This window comes from Streptomyces sp. NPDC059443, assembly GCF_042750105.1.
Taxonomy (GTDB): Bacteria; Actinomycetota; Actinomycetes; order Streptomycetales; family Streptomycetaceae; genus Streptomyces.
In genome coordinates this window covers 82,578-98,642 of sequence record NZ_JBHYVM010000004.1, presented here as the reverse complement: position 1 = coordinate 98,642, position 16,065 = coordinate 82,578, and the positions used below count along the sequence as shown (strand labels likewise).

Here is a 16,065-nt window from a genome sequence, read left to right as displayed (position 1 = left end):
TGCACCGGCGCGTGCGCCGGCCGGCGCGCCGGCGCGGGTACCGCCCCGCGGCGAAGCACGGTACAACTGCTGTGCGAAGAGGGGGCTGGGATGCGGCGGGGGATGACCGAATGGTTCCTTGGCGCGGCCGACGGGGAGATACGGGCACTCGAAGAAGTGCCCGGCATCGACCCGGAGCGGCTGCGCGAACTGTGGTGCGCGGAACCGGAGCTGATGCTCCGCCTCGACCAGCTCCACGCGGCTTCGCAGCGGGCCTTCGAACGCCGGACGCGCGCCGCCGTCACCGAGGACCTGCTCCGCGCACTGCGCGCGGTGGCCCAGGGCGCGGACGTCGCCCGGCTGGACACGGCGGTCGCCCTCGCCGGAGCCCGGCTGGAAGCCGATGTGGCCACCGCCGGATCGCGCGGCCTGAACACCGGTCTGACCGCCGGGATCCTGGTCAGCCCGGTGGTGCTGATGGTGGTCTTCGCGCTGGGGGAGTGGGTGCCCGGACTCTTCGGCATCGACTTCGGCTGCCAGGAGCAGCAGGCCCTGATCCATGCCCTGGTGTGCTTCGCGGGCGGCGCGATGGGCGCGGTCTTCAGCGTCATCATCCGGCTGCGCGACCCCCAGAAGCTGATCCGCACCCGGGCCGGGCACGGCAACCTGGCCGCCGACCCCGTCCAGTTGGCCCAGAACCTGCGCCAGGAGGGCTGGTACCGCGTGGTGGTGGGCTGGTTCCTGGCCACCTCGCTCTTCCTGCTCGTCAGCGGCGGCATCCTCACCGTCCTGACCCCGCCGCTGTCCCCGGCCGAACTGTGCGGCCCCGGCCCGCTCACCGCCGCCGGGCACGAGGCCCTGGTCAAGGCGTGGTTCTTCTGGGGCGCCATCGGTTTCCTGGCCGGGCTCAACGAACGCTGGGCCCACGGCCTGCTGCGCCACCCCTCGACGCCCCGGGACCCGGACCATCCCTTGATCAGCCCTTGATCGAGACGATCTTGCGTGTGGCCAGGTCCGCCTGGACCTGGATCTCGGTGGTGGATCCGCCGCCCCAGGTGAGGGTGACGGTGGCGTTGGTCTTGCCCGTGCCGCTGCCCGTGGAGTCGACCTTCCACTGGAGGGGCACGTTCTGGGCGCGCAGCACTCCGTTGGCGTGGTTCGTCTCCTCCCACTTCTTCAGCTCCTGCTGCAAGGGCTTGGAGAGGTAGGAGGCGCGCAGCCGGTCCATGGTCTTGCCGTCGCCGTCGTACACCGCGTCGATGTACGCACCGTAGAAGTCGGCGATCCGGGTGAAGGCGGCCTCCGGGCTGCCGGACACGGACGGCGCGGCCGCCACGGAGACGGAGACGGGGACGGCGGAGGCCGGGGCCGGCGCGGAGGCGGCGGTCGCGAAGCCGCCGGTGACGACGGCGAGGGCGAGCGCCGCGGTGACGGCGGTGGCCCCGAGGGCGAGAGCGGCCGTGCGGTTGGCGGTTCGGGTGGGGCTCGTGGTGGGCGTGGTGGACGCGGCGGGCGTGGTGGGCGTGGTGGACGCGGCGGGCGTGGTGCGCGTGGTCGCGAACGAGAACATGGTCGGTACCTTTCCCGGTGCTGACGTACGTGCCCCACACGACGCGACGAAGGCCGCCGCCGGTTCTCGGAATGCGCGAAACGGCCGAATCGCGGCGGTGGCTACCGGCAGACAGGGGGGTGCACAAGCGTTTACCCTGGGGGGTAAACACACGTACACCCCCCATCGGGCCATTGTTGGGAGCACCATGCCGCCCGCCGAGATACCCACGCTCAGCGCCCGTCACCGCCTGATCGTTCCCGTCCTCGCGTTCTGCGGTGCGGTCGTTGCCGTCATGCAGACCCTGGTCGTCCCCCTGCTGCCGCACATCCCCGACCTGACGGGCAGCGGTCCGGCCGCCGCGGGCTGGCTCGTCACCATCACCCTGCTCACCGGCGCGGTCTTCACGCCCGTACTCGGCCGGGCCGGCGACATGTACGGCAAGCGCCGCGTGCTCCTCGCTTCGCTCGGGGTGCTCACCGCGGGCTCCGTGATGTGCGCGGTCACCTCCGACATCGGCTGGCTGATCGGGGGCCGCGCCCTCCAGGGAGCCGCCCTCGCCGTCATCCCGCTCGGCATCAGCATCATCCGCGACGAACTCCCGCCGGAGCGCGTCCTCCCCTCCATCGCCCTGATGAGCTCCACCCTCGGAATCGGGGCCGCGATCGGGCTGCCGGTGGCCGCCCTGGTCGTCGAGAACTTCGACTGGCACACCATGTTCTGGGCCTCCGCCGCCCTCGGGCTGCTCGACGTCCTCCTCGTGCTGTGGATCGTCCCCGAATCACCGCTGCGCGCCGCGGGCCGCTTCGACGTACCCGGCACCCTCGGCCTCGCCGTCACCCTCGTGGCGCTGCTCCTCGCGATCACCCAGGGCGCGGACTGGGGCTGGACCTCCGTGCCCACCCTCGCCCTGCTCGCCGCCGCCCTGGTCGTCGGCGTGCTCTGGGGCCGCTACGAGCTGCGGACCGGCTCCCCGATGGTCGATCTGCGCGTCTCGGCCCGGCCCGCCGTCCTGCTCACCAATGTCGCGGCCCTCCTCATCGGCTTCTCCTTCTACGCGAACTCCCTGGCCACCGCCCAGATGGTGCAGGAGCCGACGAGCACCGGGTACGGGCTCGGCGCCTCCATCGTGGTCAGCGGCCTGTGCCTGCTGCCCGGCGGGCTGGCCATGGTCGTGCTGTCACCCGCCTCGGCCCGGCTCTCCGCCGCGTACGGGCCCCGGTCCGCCCTCGCCCTCGGCGCGGCCGTCATGGCACTGGGCTACGTGGTCCGCTTCTTCACCAGCCACACCCTCTGGCTGATCGTGGCCGGAGCCACGGTGGTTTCCTGCGGCACGGCCCTGGCCTACTCGGCGCTGCCGGCGCTCGTCATGCGGGCCGTGCCGGTGACCGAGACCGGGGCCGCGAACGGCCTGAACACCCTCATGCGCTCCGTGGGCCAGGCCTGTTGCAGCGCCGTCGTCGCGGCCGTACTCGCCCACGTGACCTTCCTGGCGGGCGGACGCAGCGCCCCCACCCTGCACGCGTACCTGCTGATCTTCCTCATCGCGGCCGGCGCGGCGCTCGCCGCGCTGGCGGCCGCGCTCAGCCTGCCCTCGGGCGGAAGGCCCGGCACCACCGGCACCACCGGCACCACCGGCACCACCGGCACCACCGGCAAGCCCGGTACGGTCGCGGTGACGCAGTCCGCGCCCGCCGCCCGGGAGACCACATGACCACCGCCGAGGAATCCGGCGCCGACACCGACACCGACACCGACTCCGCCTACGACTCCGACACGGACACCGGGACCGGCCGCGAAGCCATCGTGCGCGCCGCCCGCAGGGCGTTCACCCTGCGCCCGTACGCCGAGGTCACCCTGCGCGGCATCGCCGCCGAGGCCGGGGTCAGCCCGTCCCTGATCGTGAAGCGGTTCGGCAGCAAGGAGCGGCTCTTCAACACCGTCGCCGATTTCCAGCCGGCCGCCGACGCACTGTTCTCGGCGGCCCCGGCCACGCTGGGCCGGCACCTGGTCCTGACCATGCTCCGGCTCCGCGACGAGCTGCGCGGGGACCCGCTGCTGCGGGTGGTCTTCTCCCTCGGCATCGACGACGAGCGCACCCTGCTGCGCGAACGCTTCCGCGAGCAGGTCACCGCACGGCTCGCCGACTCCCTCGCCGGGCGCGACCGGGAGCTGCGCGCCGAGCTGATCGCGGGCCAGCTCCTGGGCCTGGGCGCGACCCTGAGCCTGCACCGCCCCGACGGCGCGGGAACCCGTACGCCGCCGGAGCGGCTGGCGGATCTGTACGCGCCCGGACTCCAGGGGCTCATCGACGGCGCGGCCGGACGGCACGACCGGGAAGAGCCGGTTAGCGTCGTGGGATGAGCAGCGAAACGCAGAGCTTCGAGATCCTGCTGGTGCCCGAGCACGTGGTGGAGGGGTCCAGCGACGACGCCGTCAGGTCGGCCGTGGTCGCGCCGACCGGCCAGAGCGGCGCCTCCGGGTATCCCCGCTACTCCGGGGACGGGATGGTGGCCGACATCGATCCCGTCACCCGAACGGTCGAAGCGCTCCTCGTGGACGGCTCGGAACTCGACTACGGCCTCAAGCCCATCCTGCACCCGGAAAACTGACCGGCGCCGCCCGCTACTCGAAGCGGGTGGTGTCCCCCGCGCCCCGGCGGACGATCTCGGCTTCGCCGCTGGAGAAGTCGATGACGGTGGTGGGCAGCGTCCCGCACTCGCCCGAGTCGACCACCATGTCGACGACGTGGTCGAGCCGGTCCTTGATCTCCCAGCCCTGGGTCATCGGCTCGGTCTCGTCCGGCAGCAGCAGCGTGCTGGACAGCAGCGGCTCGCCGAGCTCGGCCAACAGGGCCTGGACCACCACGTGGTCGGGGATGCGGACGCCGACCGTCTTCTTCTTCGGGTGCTGGAGCTGGCGCGGCACCTCCTTGGTCGCCGGGAGGATGAAGGTGTAGCTGCCGGGGGTGGACGCCTTGATCGCGCGGAAGACGTCGTTGTCGATGATCACGAACTGGCCGAGCTGCGCGAAGTTCTCGCACACCAGGGTGAAGTGGTGGCGGTCGTCGAGCTGCCGGATGGACCGGATCCGGTCGACGCCTTCACGGTTGCCCATCTTGCAGCCCAGCGCGTAGCAGGAGTCCGTCGGATAGGCGACGAGCCCGCCGGAGCGGATGCTGTCGGCGATGCTGCCGATGGTCCGGGGCTGGGGGTTATCGGGGTGTACGTCGAAGTACTTAGCCATCCGACGAGCCTACGGGATCCAGGGGTTCCGGCATCCGGACCGGGAGGTGTGATCATAGGAGGCTGCGCCCGGGAACGGAACGGCGCTCGGGACCATCTGGATCGTTGTGACTCTGACAAGCAATTCGCTCTTCTTCACGACCCTCATCATCACGGCGTTGATGTTCGGGGCAGTCGTATGGCTGTGGCCGCGCCTGGCGCGGCAGGGATGGCGCCAGGTCCTGGGCCGGATCGGCCTGGTCCTCGTCGTACAGGTGCTCACCCTGTCGTCCATCGGCCTCGCGGCGAACAGGAGCTTCCTGATCTACGGATCATGGGCGGAGCTGGCCGGACGGGAGAAGCCGGCCGCCGTCAGCCAGGACGCCGGCGGGACCTCCGCCGTGAAGGTGATCGACCGGCAGAAGCCGGACGTGCCCGGCGGCTCGAACAAGCACGTGGGCGGCGAGATCGAGAAGATCATGATCCAGGGGGAGCGGTCCCAGATCGCCACCCCGGCCTACGTCTACCTGCCGCCCGAGTACTTCCAGAAGGGGAACGAGAAGCGGGTCTTCCCCGCGACGGTCGTCATGACCGGCTTCCCCGGCACCGCGGAGAACCTGATCCACGGTCTGCGGTACCCGAAGACCGCGTGGAGCCTGGCGAAGCAGAAGAAGATGAACCCGATGATCCTGGTGCTGATGCGGCCCACCGTGGCCCCGCCGCGCAATACCCAGTGCATCGACATCAAGGGCGGACCGCAGACCGAGACCTTCTTCGGGAAGGACCTCCCCAAGGCCCTCACCGGCGCCTACCGGATCGGCTCCTCGCCCCGGAGCCTGGGTGTCATGGGCGACTCCACCGGAGGCTACTGCGCGCTCAAGGTCGCGCTGGAGCACCCGGAGGCCTACTCGGCGGGCGTGGGCCTTTCCGCGGACTACGCGCCGGAGGTGGACGGGGACTCCGGTGACCTCTTCCACGGGAACGCCGCCGAGGAGAAGCGGTCCGACCTGCTGTGGGCTCTGGACCACCTGCCCCAGGGCAAGACCTCCTTCCTCGTCACCACCTCGCTCCAGGGGGAGTCGAACTACCGGCCGACCCAGAAGTTCATCGAGAAGGTGAAGGCCCCCGCCCGGGTCTCCTCGATCACCCTCGACCACGGCGGGCACAACTTCAAGACGTGGAACCGCGAGATCCCGCCGTCCCTGGAGTGGCTCAGCACCCGCCTCACCACCGAGTAGCGGGTACGCCGGTCACACGGCCGTCAGCGTGGCCGGGGTCGGACCGTCGGGGCGGACGGTGATGCTGTACGCGGCCTTCTCCGGGACGGAGCGGAAGGCCGGGGTGTACGCGGGCAGCAGGTGTTCGAGCAGCACGGTCGACTCGCGCAGGGCGAACTGGAGGCCGAGGCACGCGCGCGGCCCGATGCCGAAGGGCACGTACCCGCCCGCCACGGCCGGCCGGCCCCCCGGAGTGGTGAACCGCCGCGGGTCGAAGCGCTCGGGGTCCGGCCACAGCCCGGGGTCGCGGTGGGCGAGGTAGGGGCAGACGACCACATCGGTGCCCGCCTCGACGGCGTAGCCCGCCAGGGTGTCGTCCTCGACGGCGTGCCGGGGCAGGATCCAGGCGGACGGGTACAGCCGCAGCGTCTCGCTGACCAGCGCCTGAACGGCCTCCCGGCGCTCCGGCGAACCCTCGCCGCCCGCCGCGAGGGCCTGGTCGCGGGCCTCCGGATGACGGTCCAGCAGCAGGTACAGCCAGGTCAGGGTGGTGGCGGTGGTTTCGTGACCGGCCACCAGCAGGGTGACCAGCTCGTCGCGGATCAGCCGGTCGGTGTACTCGGGCCGCTCGGCGGCGGCCCCGACCAGCAGATGCAGCAGCCCCGGCCCGTCGGGCCCGGCGGGGCCGCGGCGAGCGGCGGCGATGGCCTGCTCGGCGACGGCGTCGATCCTGGCCAGATCGGCGGCGACGGCGTCGCCCGCGCCGGCCTCCCCTCCGCCCTCGGAACCGGCGGGCAGCGTCGGCAGGGCGGCCACCACGGCCGCGACGGCGGCCAGCTCGCGCTCGGTGTCCTCGTCCAGGGGGTGCCCGGTCAGGGAACGCCAGATGGTGTCGAGGGCGAAGCGCCGTATCTCCTCGCCGACGTCCAGGACTTCACCGCTACGGGCGTACGCGGCCCAGCGCCCGGCCGTGGTCCGCGCGGCCTCGGCGATCCGCTGCTCGTAGCGGCGCATCCCGGTCCCTGTGAACTGGGACTGCAGGAGCCGCCGCTGCCGCTGCCAGGCCTCGCCGGTCGCGGCGAGCACACCGTCGCCGATCAGCAGGCGGGCGCGGTGCGAGCGCTTGACGTACCGCTGCGGACGCAGGGCCAGCACGTGCTGGATGGCCTGCGGCGCGGTGACCAGCACGGTCGGCCGCTCCCCGGCTCCGCCCCCGGTCCCGTCCCCGAGGCGGAACGCGCCGACGCCGCCGAGCTGCCCGCACACCTGGGCCAGCAGCTCGACCAGTTCGCCCCCACCCGCGCGCCACCGCTCCACCACGGCGGGATCCAGCTCGGGAACCGCGGGCCCGAGCGGGGCCGGAGGGCGGTGTTCGGGACTGGCTTCGACGGCCATCGGGTTCCCCTGTTCGTCCGCTGCGTCTGCTCCCGCCGGTCCTACCACCCGAGCGGCCCCCGCAACCATCCCCAGCGACCCCCAACCACCCACGAGCCCCCCCGGCGTCCGCTGGGCCGTGCGGGTGTACCCCCCGGCCCGCCTCCGGGGCGGGGCCGGACACGGACCCTTGGATGGGGTGGTCCGGGGGATCGCGGTCAGGGGGCCGGGCCGCGCGATCGGGAAGACACCGGCTCCAAAGGAGTGGAGATGAGACCGTTGGCCGCAGAGGGGGCATGGGCCGCACTGCGCCGCAGCCAGACCGGTCTGCTGCTGGCCGCGGTGCTGGTGGGCGCCGGGGCGGGACTGGGCGCGGTGGGCTTCCGATGGCTGATCGAGGGCGTCACCAAGGTGCTGTCCGGGCACGACGACTACTCCTCGGCGGGCCACGCCGCCAACCCGTACGTCCCCTGGCTCGGACCGTACTTCGTCCTGCTCGCACCCGTGGTCGCGGGCGCGGTCTACGGACCCCTCGTCTACCGCTACGCCAAGGAAGCGCGCGGCCACGGCGTACCCGAGGTCATGTACGCCGTCGCCCGCCAGGGCGGCCGGATCCCGCCCCGGGTCGCCGTGGTGAAGTCGATCGCGTCCGCCCTGTGCATCGGCGGCGGAGGCTCGGTCGGCCGCGAGGGCCCCATCGTGCAGATCGGCTCCGCCCTCGGATCCACCGCCGGAGCGGTCCTGCGCATGGACGAGGAGCGGATGCGGCTGCTGGTCGCCTGCGGAGCGGCCGGAGGCATCGCGGCCACCTTCAACGCACCCCTGGCCGGCGTGTTCTTCGCCATGGAACTGATCCTGCGCGACTTCACGGCCCGCGGCTTCGGCATGGTGGCCGTCTCCGCCGTCACCGCCAGCGTGATCGGCCGCGCGGCGCTCGGGGACGAGCGGTTCCTGGACCTGGCCCCGGTGGGCGTGGACCACGTGACCGCGTACGCCCTGTACGTACTGCTCGGCGCGGTGGCCGGAGCCGTCGGGGTGCTCTTCACCAAGGTCCTGTATTGGGTGGAGGACGTCTGCGACGCCGTGTGGCGCGGCCCCGAATGGCTCCGCCCGGCGGCCGGGGGCCTCCTGCTCGGCGCCATCCTGCTCGCGCTGCCCGAGATGTACGGGGTCGGCTACCCGGTCCTCGGCAAGGCCGCGGTGGGCGGGTACGCCGTCGGATTCCTGCTGGTGCTGCTCGTCGGCAAGATCATCGCGTGCAGCGTCACCATCGGAATCGGCGGCTCGGGCGGCGTGTTCGCGCCCAGCCTGTTCGTCGGGGCGATGCTCGGCAGCTCCTTCGGGCAGACGATGGACCACCTCGCGCCCGGAGTGACCGGCTCGGCCATGACCTACGCGGTCATCGGCATGGGCGCGGTCTTCGCGGGGTCGGCCCGCGCCCCGATCACCGCCGTCATCATCATCTTCGAGCTGACCGGCGAGTACGGGATCATCCTGCCGCTGATGGCCGCCATCGCGGTCGCCACCGGAGTCAGCCACGCGCTCAGCCGCGATACGGTCTACACGGCCAAACTTCGCCGCCGCGGGGTCGATCTCGACCTGACCGGCCCCGCCGCGATCGAGGTACGCGCGGCGATGGGCCCGCCGCCGGCCCCGCTGACCCCCGACACCGGCCTGCGCGAGGCCGCCACGGCAATGATCGCGGCGGGCGCGGCCCGCCTCCCCGTCATCGACGCCCACGGCCACTACCAGGGCTCGGTAGCCGCCCGGTCCCTCGCCGAAGCCCTGCGCAAGGGCACGCCCGGGGAGCACTCCATCCAGTCGGTACGGGACCACCCGCCGAACCTGCTCGCCGGCCAGTCCCTGGAGGAAGCCCTCCCCCTGCTCGCGGCGAGCGAGAGCGAAGGACTCGCGGTCCTGGACGAGGAGGGCCGCCACCTCCTGGGCTGGATCTCCCACCGCTCCGCCCTCCTGGCCCTCCACCCCCAGCCCTGACCCCGCGCCGCGCCCATCCCGGTCCTCCATCGCGGAGTGGGTACGGTCAGGTGGCCGGGAGGTGTTGTTGTGCCCGGCGGATTATCTCGGTGCGCTGGTCGGCCCGGAGGGTGCCGGGGCAGGCGTGGCCGCCCCAAGCGGTGCCGCCCATGGCGTGTGTGCCCAGGCCGGGCCGGTGCGGGCTGTCGCTGATCGAGAGCGGCCAGCCGTGCGCGCCCGCGCCCCACACGTAGATGCGGGAGACGGCGTCCACCTGGGCTTCGGTCAGCGCCCGGGTGGTGAAGCCGGAGGTCTCGACCGAGGCCCAGGAGCCGTTTCCGTCCACCTGGGCCCAGGCGCGGTCGAGCACGGAGACGTACTGCTCCGTCTCGCCGCTCTGCGAGACCCAGAAGTGGGAGGAGGCCTTGATCCCGGGGGTGCTGAACCGCTCGTGCAGGGAGCCCTCGCCCTCCTGGACGTGGAGGACGAGCCCGCGTTGCGCGTCGCGCTCGCCGACGACGAAGTTCCGCTCCAGCGGCTTTCTGATCACCCCGGGCATCCAGCCGGAGGCCGTGGAGGCGGTGGACGAGGCCAGGGGATCCCCGGAGGGAGCGCGGTCATCGCCGGGCCGGCCTGGCCCGTCGGCCCTGTCGGGCCTGGCGGCCAGCAGGGTGCCGGCGGTCGCGACGAAGAGCAGTGCTCCGCCCCTGGTCAGCAGGCGTCGCCTGCCCGGATTCGAGGGGGCGGGTTTCCTGTGGTTCATGAACGGTATCCGGCTTCCTGAAGGGCCTCGCGCGGGGGAGAAGCGATTCTTCGGTCTCCGGATGATGGGGATGTGATGGCCAGGTGATCGTTTGATGACGGGCGTGAACCCGCCCGATCGTGACGAAATGGTCATCCTGTGCGCATTGCTCGCGCACATGGGCTACGGAGACTGGCCGCTGATCGAGAACGGCACGAGCAAGGCGGTGTACGGCATGACGGCGGTACCGGTGAAGGGCGAGAAGCCCGACGCGGCGGCGACGACGGTGACGGCGTCAGTGTTGGACGGGGGCCCGGCCGCGCCCGCCGAGCCGACCGTCGCGGCCGGTACGCCCGACCTACCCGGGCCGAGGACATCCCCGGAGCCCGCCCCGGAAGCGTCCGCCGAGGCGCCCGCCGCAGGGGCCGTCCCGGATTCGGACGAGGTGACCACCGCGGAGCCCGACCTGGAGCACGTCGTCCCCGAACCCGGGGCGGAGCTGGCATCGGGGCCCGACTCCGAGAACGCTCCGGAGCCGGGGCCGGGGCCGGGGCCGGGGCCGGGGCCGGAGCCGGAGCCGGAGCCGGTCTCGGACTCGACGACGCCGTCGGAGTCGTCGTCGGCCACGGTGTCGGAGCCGGTCGCTGATCCTGGGTCGGAGTCCGGCCCGGTGCCGGACCTGGAGCCCGCGTCGGGGCCCGACACCGAGAGCACTGCGGAGCCGGAGGCGGACTTGGAGTCGGACTCGAAGCCGCCGTCGGAACCTTCGCCGGCCTCGGCGTCGGAGCCGGTCGCGGATCCCGCCCCGGAGACCGCCCGGGCGGCGGGTTCGGAGGTCGTGCCGGAGTCGGACGCGGAGCGGACGAGTACCTTCGTCGCGCTCAAGGCGCTGGACGAGGGGCCGGCCCTGCCCCTGGCTGTGCCCGTGCCCGCAGCCGCGCCTGTCCCCTCCTGGGCCGCTGCACCGGGAGCCGCGCCGGATCCAACCCCCGCGCCCGCCCCCTCCTGGGCCGCCGTACCGGGAGCCGGGTCGGATCCTGTCCCCGTTCCCGGGCCGCAGGCCATGCCGCCGCTCGACCTTCTCGCGCAGCTCACCAACACCCCGCCGCCGCCCGAGACTCCGGCCCGGACCGCCGCGCGCCGGGTCCGGATCTGGGTGCCGCTGCTCCTGCTGCTGGCCGCCGTGCTCGCCGTCGTACAGGCGCTGCGCCCGGTGCCCGCGGCGGCACTGGTCAGCGGGGACGCCGCGGCGTCCGTCACCCTCGACGGCCGTTTCGACGTGCCCTGGCCCGAGAAGGGGCAGGCCGCCGTACGGGTGGCGGGCGCGGGCGACGTGGGGACGTTCGGGGAGCAGAAGCCCGTGCCGACGGCCAGCGTGGCCAAGGTGATGACGGCCTACGTGATCCTCAAGAACCACCCGCTGAAGAAGGACGAGGCCGGCCCGTCGATCGCGGTCGACGACAAGGCGGTCGCGGACGGCACGTCGGACAGCGAGTCGCGCATCGAGAACCTGACGACCGGCACGCGGTTCAGCCAGCAGGACATGCTGAAGATGCTGATGATCCCCTCGGGCAACAACATCGCCCGGCTGCTCGCCCGTTGGGACACCGGCAGCGCCGACGAGGCCGCGTTCGTGGAGAAGATGAACGCCGAGGCCAAGGCGCTCGGCATGGACTCCACCACCTACACGGACCCGAGCGGGCTCGACGCCAAGACGGTGAGCACCGCCGTCGACCAGCTGAAGCTGGCCGAGGCGGTCATGCAGATCGACGCGTTCCGCGCGATCGTGATGCTGCCCAGCGCCTCGATCTCCGGCCTTCCGACGCAGCTGATCAACAACAACGGCAACCTGCTGCTGTCCGGGCTCAGCATCAAGGGCATCAAGACCGGCTCCAGTTCGGCGGCCGGCGGAACGCTGATGTGGGCGGCCTACAAGACCGTGGGCGACAAGACCCCGATGATCCTCGGCACCATGCTCGACCAGCACGTCACCGGGGCCGATCCCAACGGCGCCAACAGCCTGGTCCTCGTCAAGGACAACAGCAGGAAGGTCATCGAGGCCGTCCGCGAGGCGCTGACATCGGCCGATGCGGTCAAGAAGGGTCAGGTCGTCGGCTACGTGGACGACGGGCTCGGGACCCGTACCCCGGTGGTGGCCACCAAGGACGCGGCCGCCGTGGCCGTGCCGGGGCAGAAGGTCGGTCTGACCCTCGCCGCCGGTGAGAAGGACATCCCGCACGGGGCGAAGGCGGGTACGGAGATCGGAGAGCTCACCATCGGCACCGGGCCCGGCGCGCAGAAGATCCCCGTGGCACTGCGGACGGACCTGTCCGGCCCCTCCCTCGGCGCGAAGCTGACACGCCTGCGATGACGAGACGACACGGCACGGGGCGAGAGGAGATGGGCATGGAGAACCGGCAGACCACGTCGAAGGCCCCGCGCCGCACGGCGGCGACCGTGGCGGTGGCCTTGGCCGCCGGAGCGCTGTCGGCCTACATCGCGGTGGCCGGGGACGGCGACGGGCTGACGGTCACCGTCGCGAGCCGCTTCGCTTCCGGCTACGTGCCCTACATCGTCATTGTGTTCCTCGTGGCGGCCACCGCCCCCACCGCCCTGCACGCCGTGGCACGGGCGGTGGTCTCCCAGTTGATCATGGTGTGGGGCTACTACACGTGGGGCCCGATGACCTCCTTCGCCAACACGCCCAACAAGGCCATGCATTACGCGGAGAAGTGGTCGATGGTCGCCCTCACCGCCGTGCCGCTTGCCGCGCTGTGCGCCTTCGCGGTGGGCTGGGCGATCCGCAGCCTCCTCATCGGGTCGGGCGGCGCCGGATCCCGGGTGGCATCCGGCAGGCAGAACCCCTGAAGACTGCCGGTCTCCGGCAATGTGCGGCGCCCCGGTGCTTGTCACCATGGCCGAGGGGGATCCCGGGCCGCACCAGGCCGGGGACGGGGGAGGGGACGCAAGGTGGACGAGTTCCGTGATGCCGCGCTCGGCTTCCCGGCCGCGTTGTTCACCGCCGCGCTGATCGTGGTCGTCGCCTTCTGGCTCCTCGTCCTGCTCGGCGCGGCCGACCACGGCGGCTTCCACGGGCACGGGCACGTACACCTGCACGGGGGCGGGCACGGGCACGCCGGATCCGGCAAGGGCGCCCGTAACGACGCGCAGGGCATCGGCGGGGTGCCCGTCACGGTCGTGGCCTCGCTGCTGATCACGATCGCGTGGTTCATCAGCTTCACCGGATCCGTGCTCGTCCGCCGCTCCGGCGTCGCCGGAGTCGCGCGGACCGCCCTGGATCTCGGGGTGCTCGCCGCCGCCCTGCTGCTCGCCTGGGGTGTGACCCGGCTGCTGGTACGCCGCCTGCGCGCGCTCTTCCCCGACCACCCGCCGCCGTCCCGGCTCGACTTCATCGGGCTGACCTGCACGATCCGTACCGGATCGGTCTCCGGGCGGTTCGGCCAGGCCGAGGTCGCGGCGGAGGACGGGTCCACCGCCGTGGTGCAGGTCCGCCAGCAGGGACGGGACGTGCTCGGCTCCGGGAGCACGGCGCTGCTGTACGCGTACGACGAGGAGGGCGAGTTCTTCTGGGTCGCGCCCTACGACCCGGCGCTCGATCCCCGTACCGCCGGCTGAGCCCCCGAGCTCCGGGCCGGACTCGCCGGACTCCCCGAGCTCCGAGCCGCCCTCGCCGAACCCAACGAACCTCATCGCACCTTCATCGCAAGGACGTCACCATGGATGCCATCTCCCTGGGCATCGGCGTACTCGTCGCCGTTGTCCTGCTCCTCGCCCTCGTGCTGCTGCTGGTGGTCAGCAGGCTGTTCCGCAAGGTGGAGCAGGGCCGGGCCCTGATCATCTCCAAGACGAAGCGGGTCGACGTCACCTTCACCGGGGCCGTCGTCCTGCCGGTGCTGCACAAGGCCGAGTACATGGACATCTCGGTGAAGACGATCGAGATCCGCCGGACCGGGCGGGAGGGGCTGATCTGCCAGGACAACATCCGGGCCGACATCCACATCAGCTTCTTCGTCCGCGTCAACAAGACCGTCGAGGACGTCATCAAGGTCGCCCAGTCCATCGGAACGGCGACCGCCAGCGACAAGGTCGCCATCCAGGACTTCTTCGCCGCGAAGTTCTCCGAGGCGCTGAAGACCGTGGGCAAGCAGCTCGACTTCGTCGATCTCTACACCAAGCGCGAGGAGTTCCGCGACCGGATCATCTCCGTCATCGGAACGGACCTGAACGGCTACCACCTCGACGACGCGGCCATCGACTTCCTCGAACAGACCCCGATGACCCAGCTGGACGCCGCCAACATCCTTGACGCGCAGGGCATTCGGAAGATCACCGAGCTGACGACCATCGAGCACGTGCGGACGAACGAGTTCCAGCGCACGGAGGAGAAGGAGATCACCCGGCAGAACGTCGACGCCCGCGAGACCATCCTGGAACTCGAACGGCGCCAGGCGGAGGCCGAGATCAAGCAGCGCCGGGAGGTCGAGACGCTGCGGGCCCGCGAGGAGGCCGCCACGGCCAAGGTCCAGGAGGAGGAACGCCTGGGCGCCCAGGGCGCGTTCCTGCGGACCGAGGAGCACCTCGGGGTGCAGCGCGAGAACCAGGCGCGCGAGATCACGGTCGCGCAGAAGAACCGCGAGCGCGTCATCGCCGTCGAGAACGAGCGGATCGAGAAGGACCGCATGCTCGAAGTCATCGCGCGAGAGCGGGAGACCGCGCTCTCCTCCATCGCCAAGGACAAGGAGGTGGAGGCGGAGCGCCGCGAGGTCGCCGAGGTGGTGCGGGAGCGGATCGCGGTGGACCGCACGGTCGCCGAGCAGGAGGAGTCGATCAAGAAGCTCCGGATGGTCGAGGAGGCCGAGCGGACCCGGCAGGCCGTGGTCATCGCGGCCGAGGCGGAGGCGCAGGAGCGGCTGGTCAAGGACATCAAGGCGGCCGAGGCGGCCGAGTCCGCGGCCGTCCACCGGGCGGCGGAGCAGCTGACCCTCGCCGAGGCCCGGCTGAAGTCCGCCGATCTCGACGCGCGGGCCAAGCTGCGGCTGGCGGAGGGAGTGCAGGCCGAGTCCGCCGCCGAGGGGCTGGCGGCCGTACAGGTACGGGAGAAGGAGGCCGACGCCATCGAGAAGTCCGGCCGGGCCGAGGCCCAGGCGACGGAGGCGCGGCTGAAGGCGGAGGCCGAGGGCATCCGCGTCAGGGCGCTCGCGGAGGCCCTCTCGATCGGCGAGAAGCTGAAGGCGGAGGCGCAGGGTCTGACCGAGAAGGCGGCCGCGATGGCCGCGCTGGACGAGGCCTCGCGCGGTCACGAGGAGTACCGGCTGCGACTGGCCGCGGAGAAGGAGATCCGGCTGGCCGGCCTCGAAATGCAGCGGGGGCTCGCGGAGGCGCAGGCCATGGTGGTCGCGGCGGGGCTGGAGAAGGCCGAGATCAGCATCGTGGGCGGGGACTCGGTCTTCTTCGACCGCCTGGTCTCCTCCATCTCGTTCGGCAAGAGCATCGACGGATTCGTCCAGCACTCCGACACCGCGCGGAGCCTCGCCGGATCGTGGCTGGACGGCACCCACGATTTCACCGAGGACCTCACTCGCGTACTCGGCTCGCTCTCCACGGCGGACATGCAGAACCTGACGGTCTCGGCGCTGCTGGCGAAGCTCGCCCAGGCAGGAGGCGCGACTACCCCCGCGTCCCCCGGCGCCGCCACGGCCCCCTCCGCCCTCAACGGCTCGACCAGATCCTGACCCAACTGACCCACCTGCCTCCGGGCCGGCCGGGCCCCACCGGGACCGGCCGGCCCCCGACCCGCCGGCGCAGCGCCCCCGCAGGAGTCGCACATGACCAGCACGTCCCCCCTGGACGCGGGCACCTACGAGGTGCTGCGCGACCGGGGGGGCGCCCCCGCCCCGGAGGGGGGGGGGCGGGGCGGGGGGGGCACACCCCCCCGCGCGGGGGGCGGTCGCGAGGCGGGCGCGCCCCGCCGGCGCACCCCGCCCG

General features: G+C 72.3%; 15 protein-coding genes. 10 read left to right on the top strand and 5 right to left on the bottom strand.

Going from position 1 to position 16,065, the window contains the following annotated elements:
* Nucleotides 1–102: 102 nt before the first annotated feature.
* Nucleotides 103–966, top strand: coding sequence for a hypothetical protein (locus tag ACFXDJ_RS05015; protein ID WP_384660591.1), 864 nt, complete (start codon nt 103–105; stop codon nt 964–966).
* Here ACFXDJ_RS05015 and ACFXDJ_RS05010 read toward each other — a convergent pair.
* Nucleotides 956–1,549: a hypothetical protein gene (locus tag ACFXDJ_RS05010; RefSeq protein ID WP_384660588.1), complete on the bottom strand. Its 594-nt coding sequence runs from the start codon at nt 1,547–1,549 to the stop codon at nt 956–958. The two genes, ACFXDJ_RS05015 and ACFXDJ_RS05010, sit on opposite strands and share 11 nt — an antisense overlap.
* A 187-nt stretch (nt 1,550–1,736) precedes the next feature.
* Here ACFXDJ_RS05010 and ACFXDJ_RS05005 point away from each other — a divergent pair, with 187 nt between their 5' ends.
* Genes ACFXDJ_RS05005 through ACFXDJ_RS04995 form a run of 3 tightly spaced genes read left to right on the top strand, consistent with a single transcriptional unit; the run spans nt 1,737 to nt 4,140 of the window.
* Nucleotides 1,737–3,242: an MFS transporter gene (locus ACFXDJ_RS05005; protein WP_384847814.1), complete on the top strand. Its 1,506-nt coding sequence runs from the start codon at nt 1,737–1,739 to the stop codon at nt 3,240–3,242.
* Complete coding sequence (locus ACFXDJ_RS05000) at nt 3,239–3,892, top strand: TetR family transcriptional regulator (protein ID WP_384660582.1); 654 nt, start codon at nt 3,239–3,241, stop codon at nt 3,890–3,892. Before ACFXDJ_RS05005 ends, ACFXDJ_RS05000 begins: the two co-directional genes overlap by 4 nt.
* Nucleotides 3,889–4,140 carry a hypothetical protein gene (locus ACFXDJ_RS04995; RefSeq protein ID WP_384660579.1) on the top strand — a complete coding sequence of 84 codons (252 nt, stop codon included), beginning with the start codon at nt 3,889–3,891 and terminating at the stop codon, nt 4,138–4,140. Before ACFXDJ_RS05000 ends, ACFXDJ_RS04995 begins: the two co-directional genes overlap by 4 nt.
* Nucleotides 4,141–4,153: 13 nt before the next feature.
* Here the strand turns inward: ACFXDJ_RS04995 and ACFXDJ_RS04990 are convergent, their stop codons facing one another.
* Complete coding sequence (locus ACFXDJ_RS04990; RefSeq protein ID WP_384660576.1) at nt 4,154–4,774, bottom strand: L-threonylcarbamoyladenylate synthase; 621 nt, start codon at nt 4,772–4,774, stop codon at nt 4,154–4,156.
* A gap of 106 nt (nt 4,775–4,880) precedes the next feature.
* Between ACFXDJ_RS04990 and ACFXDJ_RS04985 the strand changes: the two genes are divergently transcribed.
* Complete coding sequence (locus ACFXDJ_RS04985; RefSeq protein WP_384660573.1) at nt 4,881–5,990, top strand: alpha/beta hydrolase; 1,110 nt, start codon at nt 4,881–4,883, stop codon at nt 5,988–5,990.
* A 12-nt stretch (nt 5,991–6,002) separates the two neighbouring features.
* Here ACFXDJ_RS04985 and ACFXDJ_RS04980 read toward each other — a convergent pair whose 3' ends face one another.
* Nucleotides 6,003–7,364 carry a cytochrome P450 gene (locus ACFXDJ_RS04980; RefSeq protein ID WP_384660571.1) on the bottom strand — a complete coding sequence of 454 codons (1,362 nt, stop codon included), beginning with the start codon at nt 7,362–7,364 and terminating at the stop codon, nt 6,003–6,005.
* Nucleotides 7,365–7,613: 249 nt separating this feature from the next.
* On the opposite strand from ACFXDJ_RS04980, the gene ACFXDJ_RS04975 reads away from it, so the two are divergent.
* On the top strand, nt 7,614–9,338 hold the full coding sequence (locus tag ACFXDJ_RS04975) for a chloride channel protein (RefSeq protein ID WP_384660569.1): 1,725 nt from the start codon (nt 7,614–7,616) through the stop codon (nt 9,336–9,338).
* A 46-nt stretch (nt 9,339–9,384) separates the two neighbouring features.
* Here ACFXDJ_RS04975 and ACFXDJ_RS04970 read toward each other — a convergent pair whose 3' ends face one another.
* Nucleotides 9,385–10,080 carry an N-acetylmuramoyl-L-alanine amidase gene (locus tag ACFXDJ_RS04970; RefSeq protein WP_384660566.1) on the bottom strand — a complete coding sequence of 232 codons (696 nt, stop codon included), beginning with the start codon at nt 10,078–10,080 and terminating at the stop codon, nt 9,385–9,387.
* 162 nt (nt 10,081–10,242) lie between these two features.
* Entirely contained in the window at nt 10,243–10,944 is a 702-nt protein-coding gene (locus ACFXDJ_RS04965) for a hypothetical protein (RefSeq protein ID WP_384847811.1), read from the bottom strand.
* A gap of 178 nt (nt 10,945–11,122) precedes the next feature.
* Here ACFXDJ_RS04965 and ACFXDJ_RS04960 point away from each other — a divergent pair, with 178 nt between their 5' ends.
* The 4 genes from ACFXDJ_RS04960 to ACFXDJ_RS04945 all read left to right on the top strand — a co-directional run bounded on the left by ACFXDJ_RS04960 (nt 11,123) and on the right by ACFXDJ_RS04945 (nt 15,812).
* On the top strand, nt 11,123–12,430 hold the full coding sequence (locus ACFXDJ_RS04960) for a D-alanyl-D-alanine carboxypeptidase family protein (RefSeq protein ID WP_384847809.1): 1,308 nt from the start codon (nt 11,123–11,125) through the stop codon (nt 12,428–12,430).
* Nucleotides 12,431–12,465: 35 nt separating this feature from the next.
* Nucleotides 12,466–12,927 carry a hypothetical protein gene (locus ACFXDJ_RS04955; RefSeq protein ID WP_384663536.1) on the top strand — a complete coding sequence of 154 codons (462 nt, stop codon included), beginning with the start codon at nt 12,466–12,468 and terminating at the stop codon, nt 12,925–12,927.
* A 102-nt stretch (nt 12,928–13,029) separates the two neighbouring features.
* Nucleotides 13,030–13,695: a hypothetical protein gene (locus ACFXDJ_RS04950; RefSeq protein WP_384663534.1), complete on the top strand. Its 666-nt coding sequence runs from the start codon at nt 13,030–13,032 to the stop codon at nt 13,693–13,695.
* 101 nt (nt 13,696–13,796) lie between these two features.
* Nucleotides 13,797–15,812, top strand: coding sequence for a flotillin family protein (locus ACFXDJ_RS04945; RefSeq protein ID WP_384663532.1), 2,016 nt, complete (start codon nt 13,797–13,799; stop codon nt 15,810–15,812).
* Nucleotides 15,813–16,065: the final 253 nt, after the last annotated feature.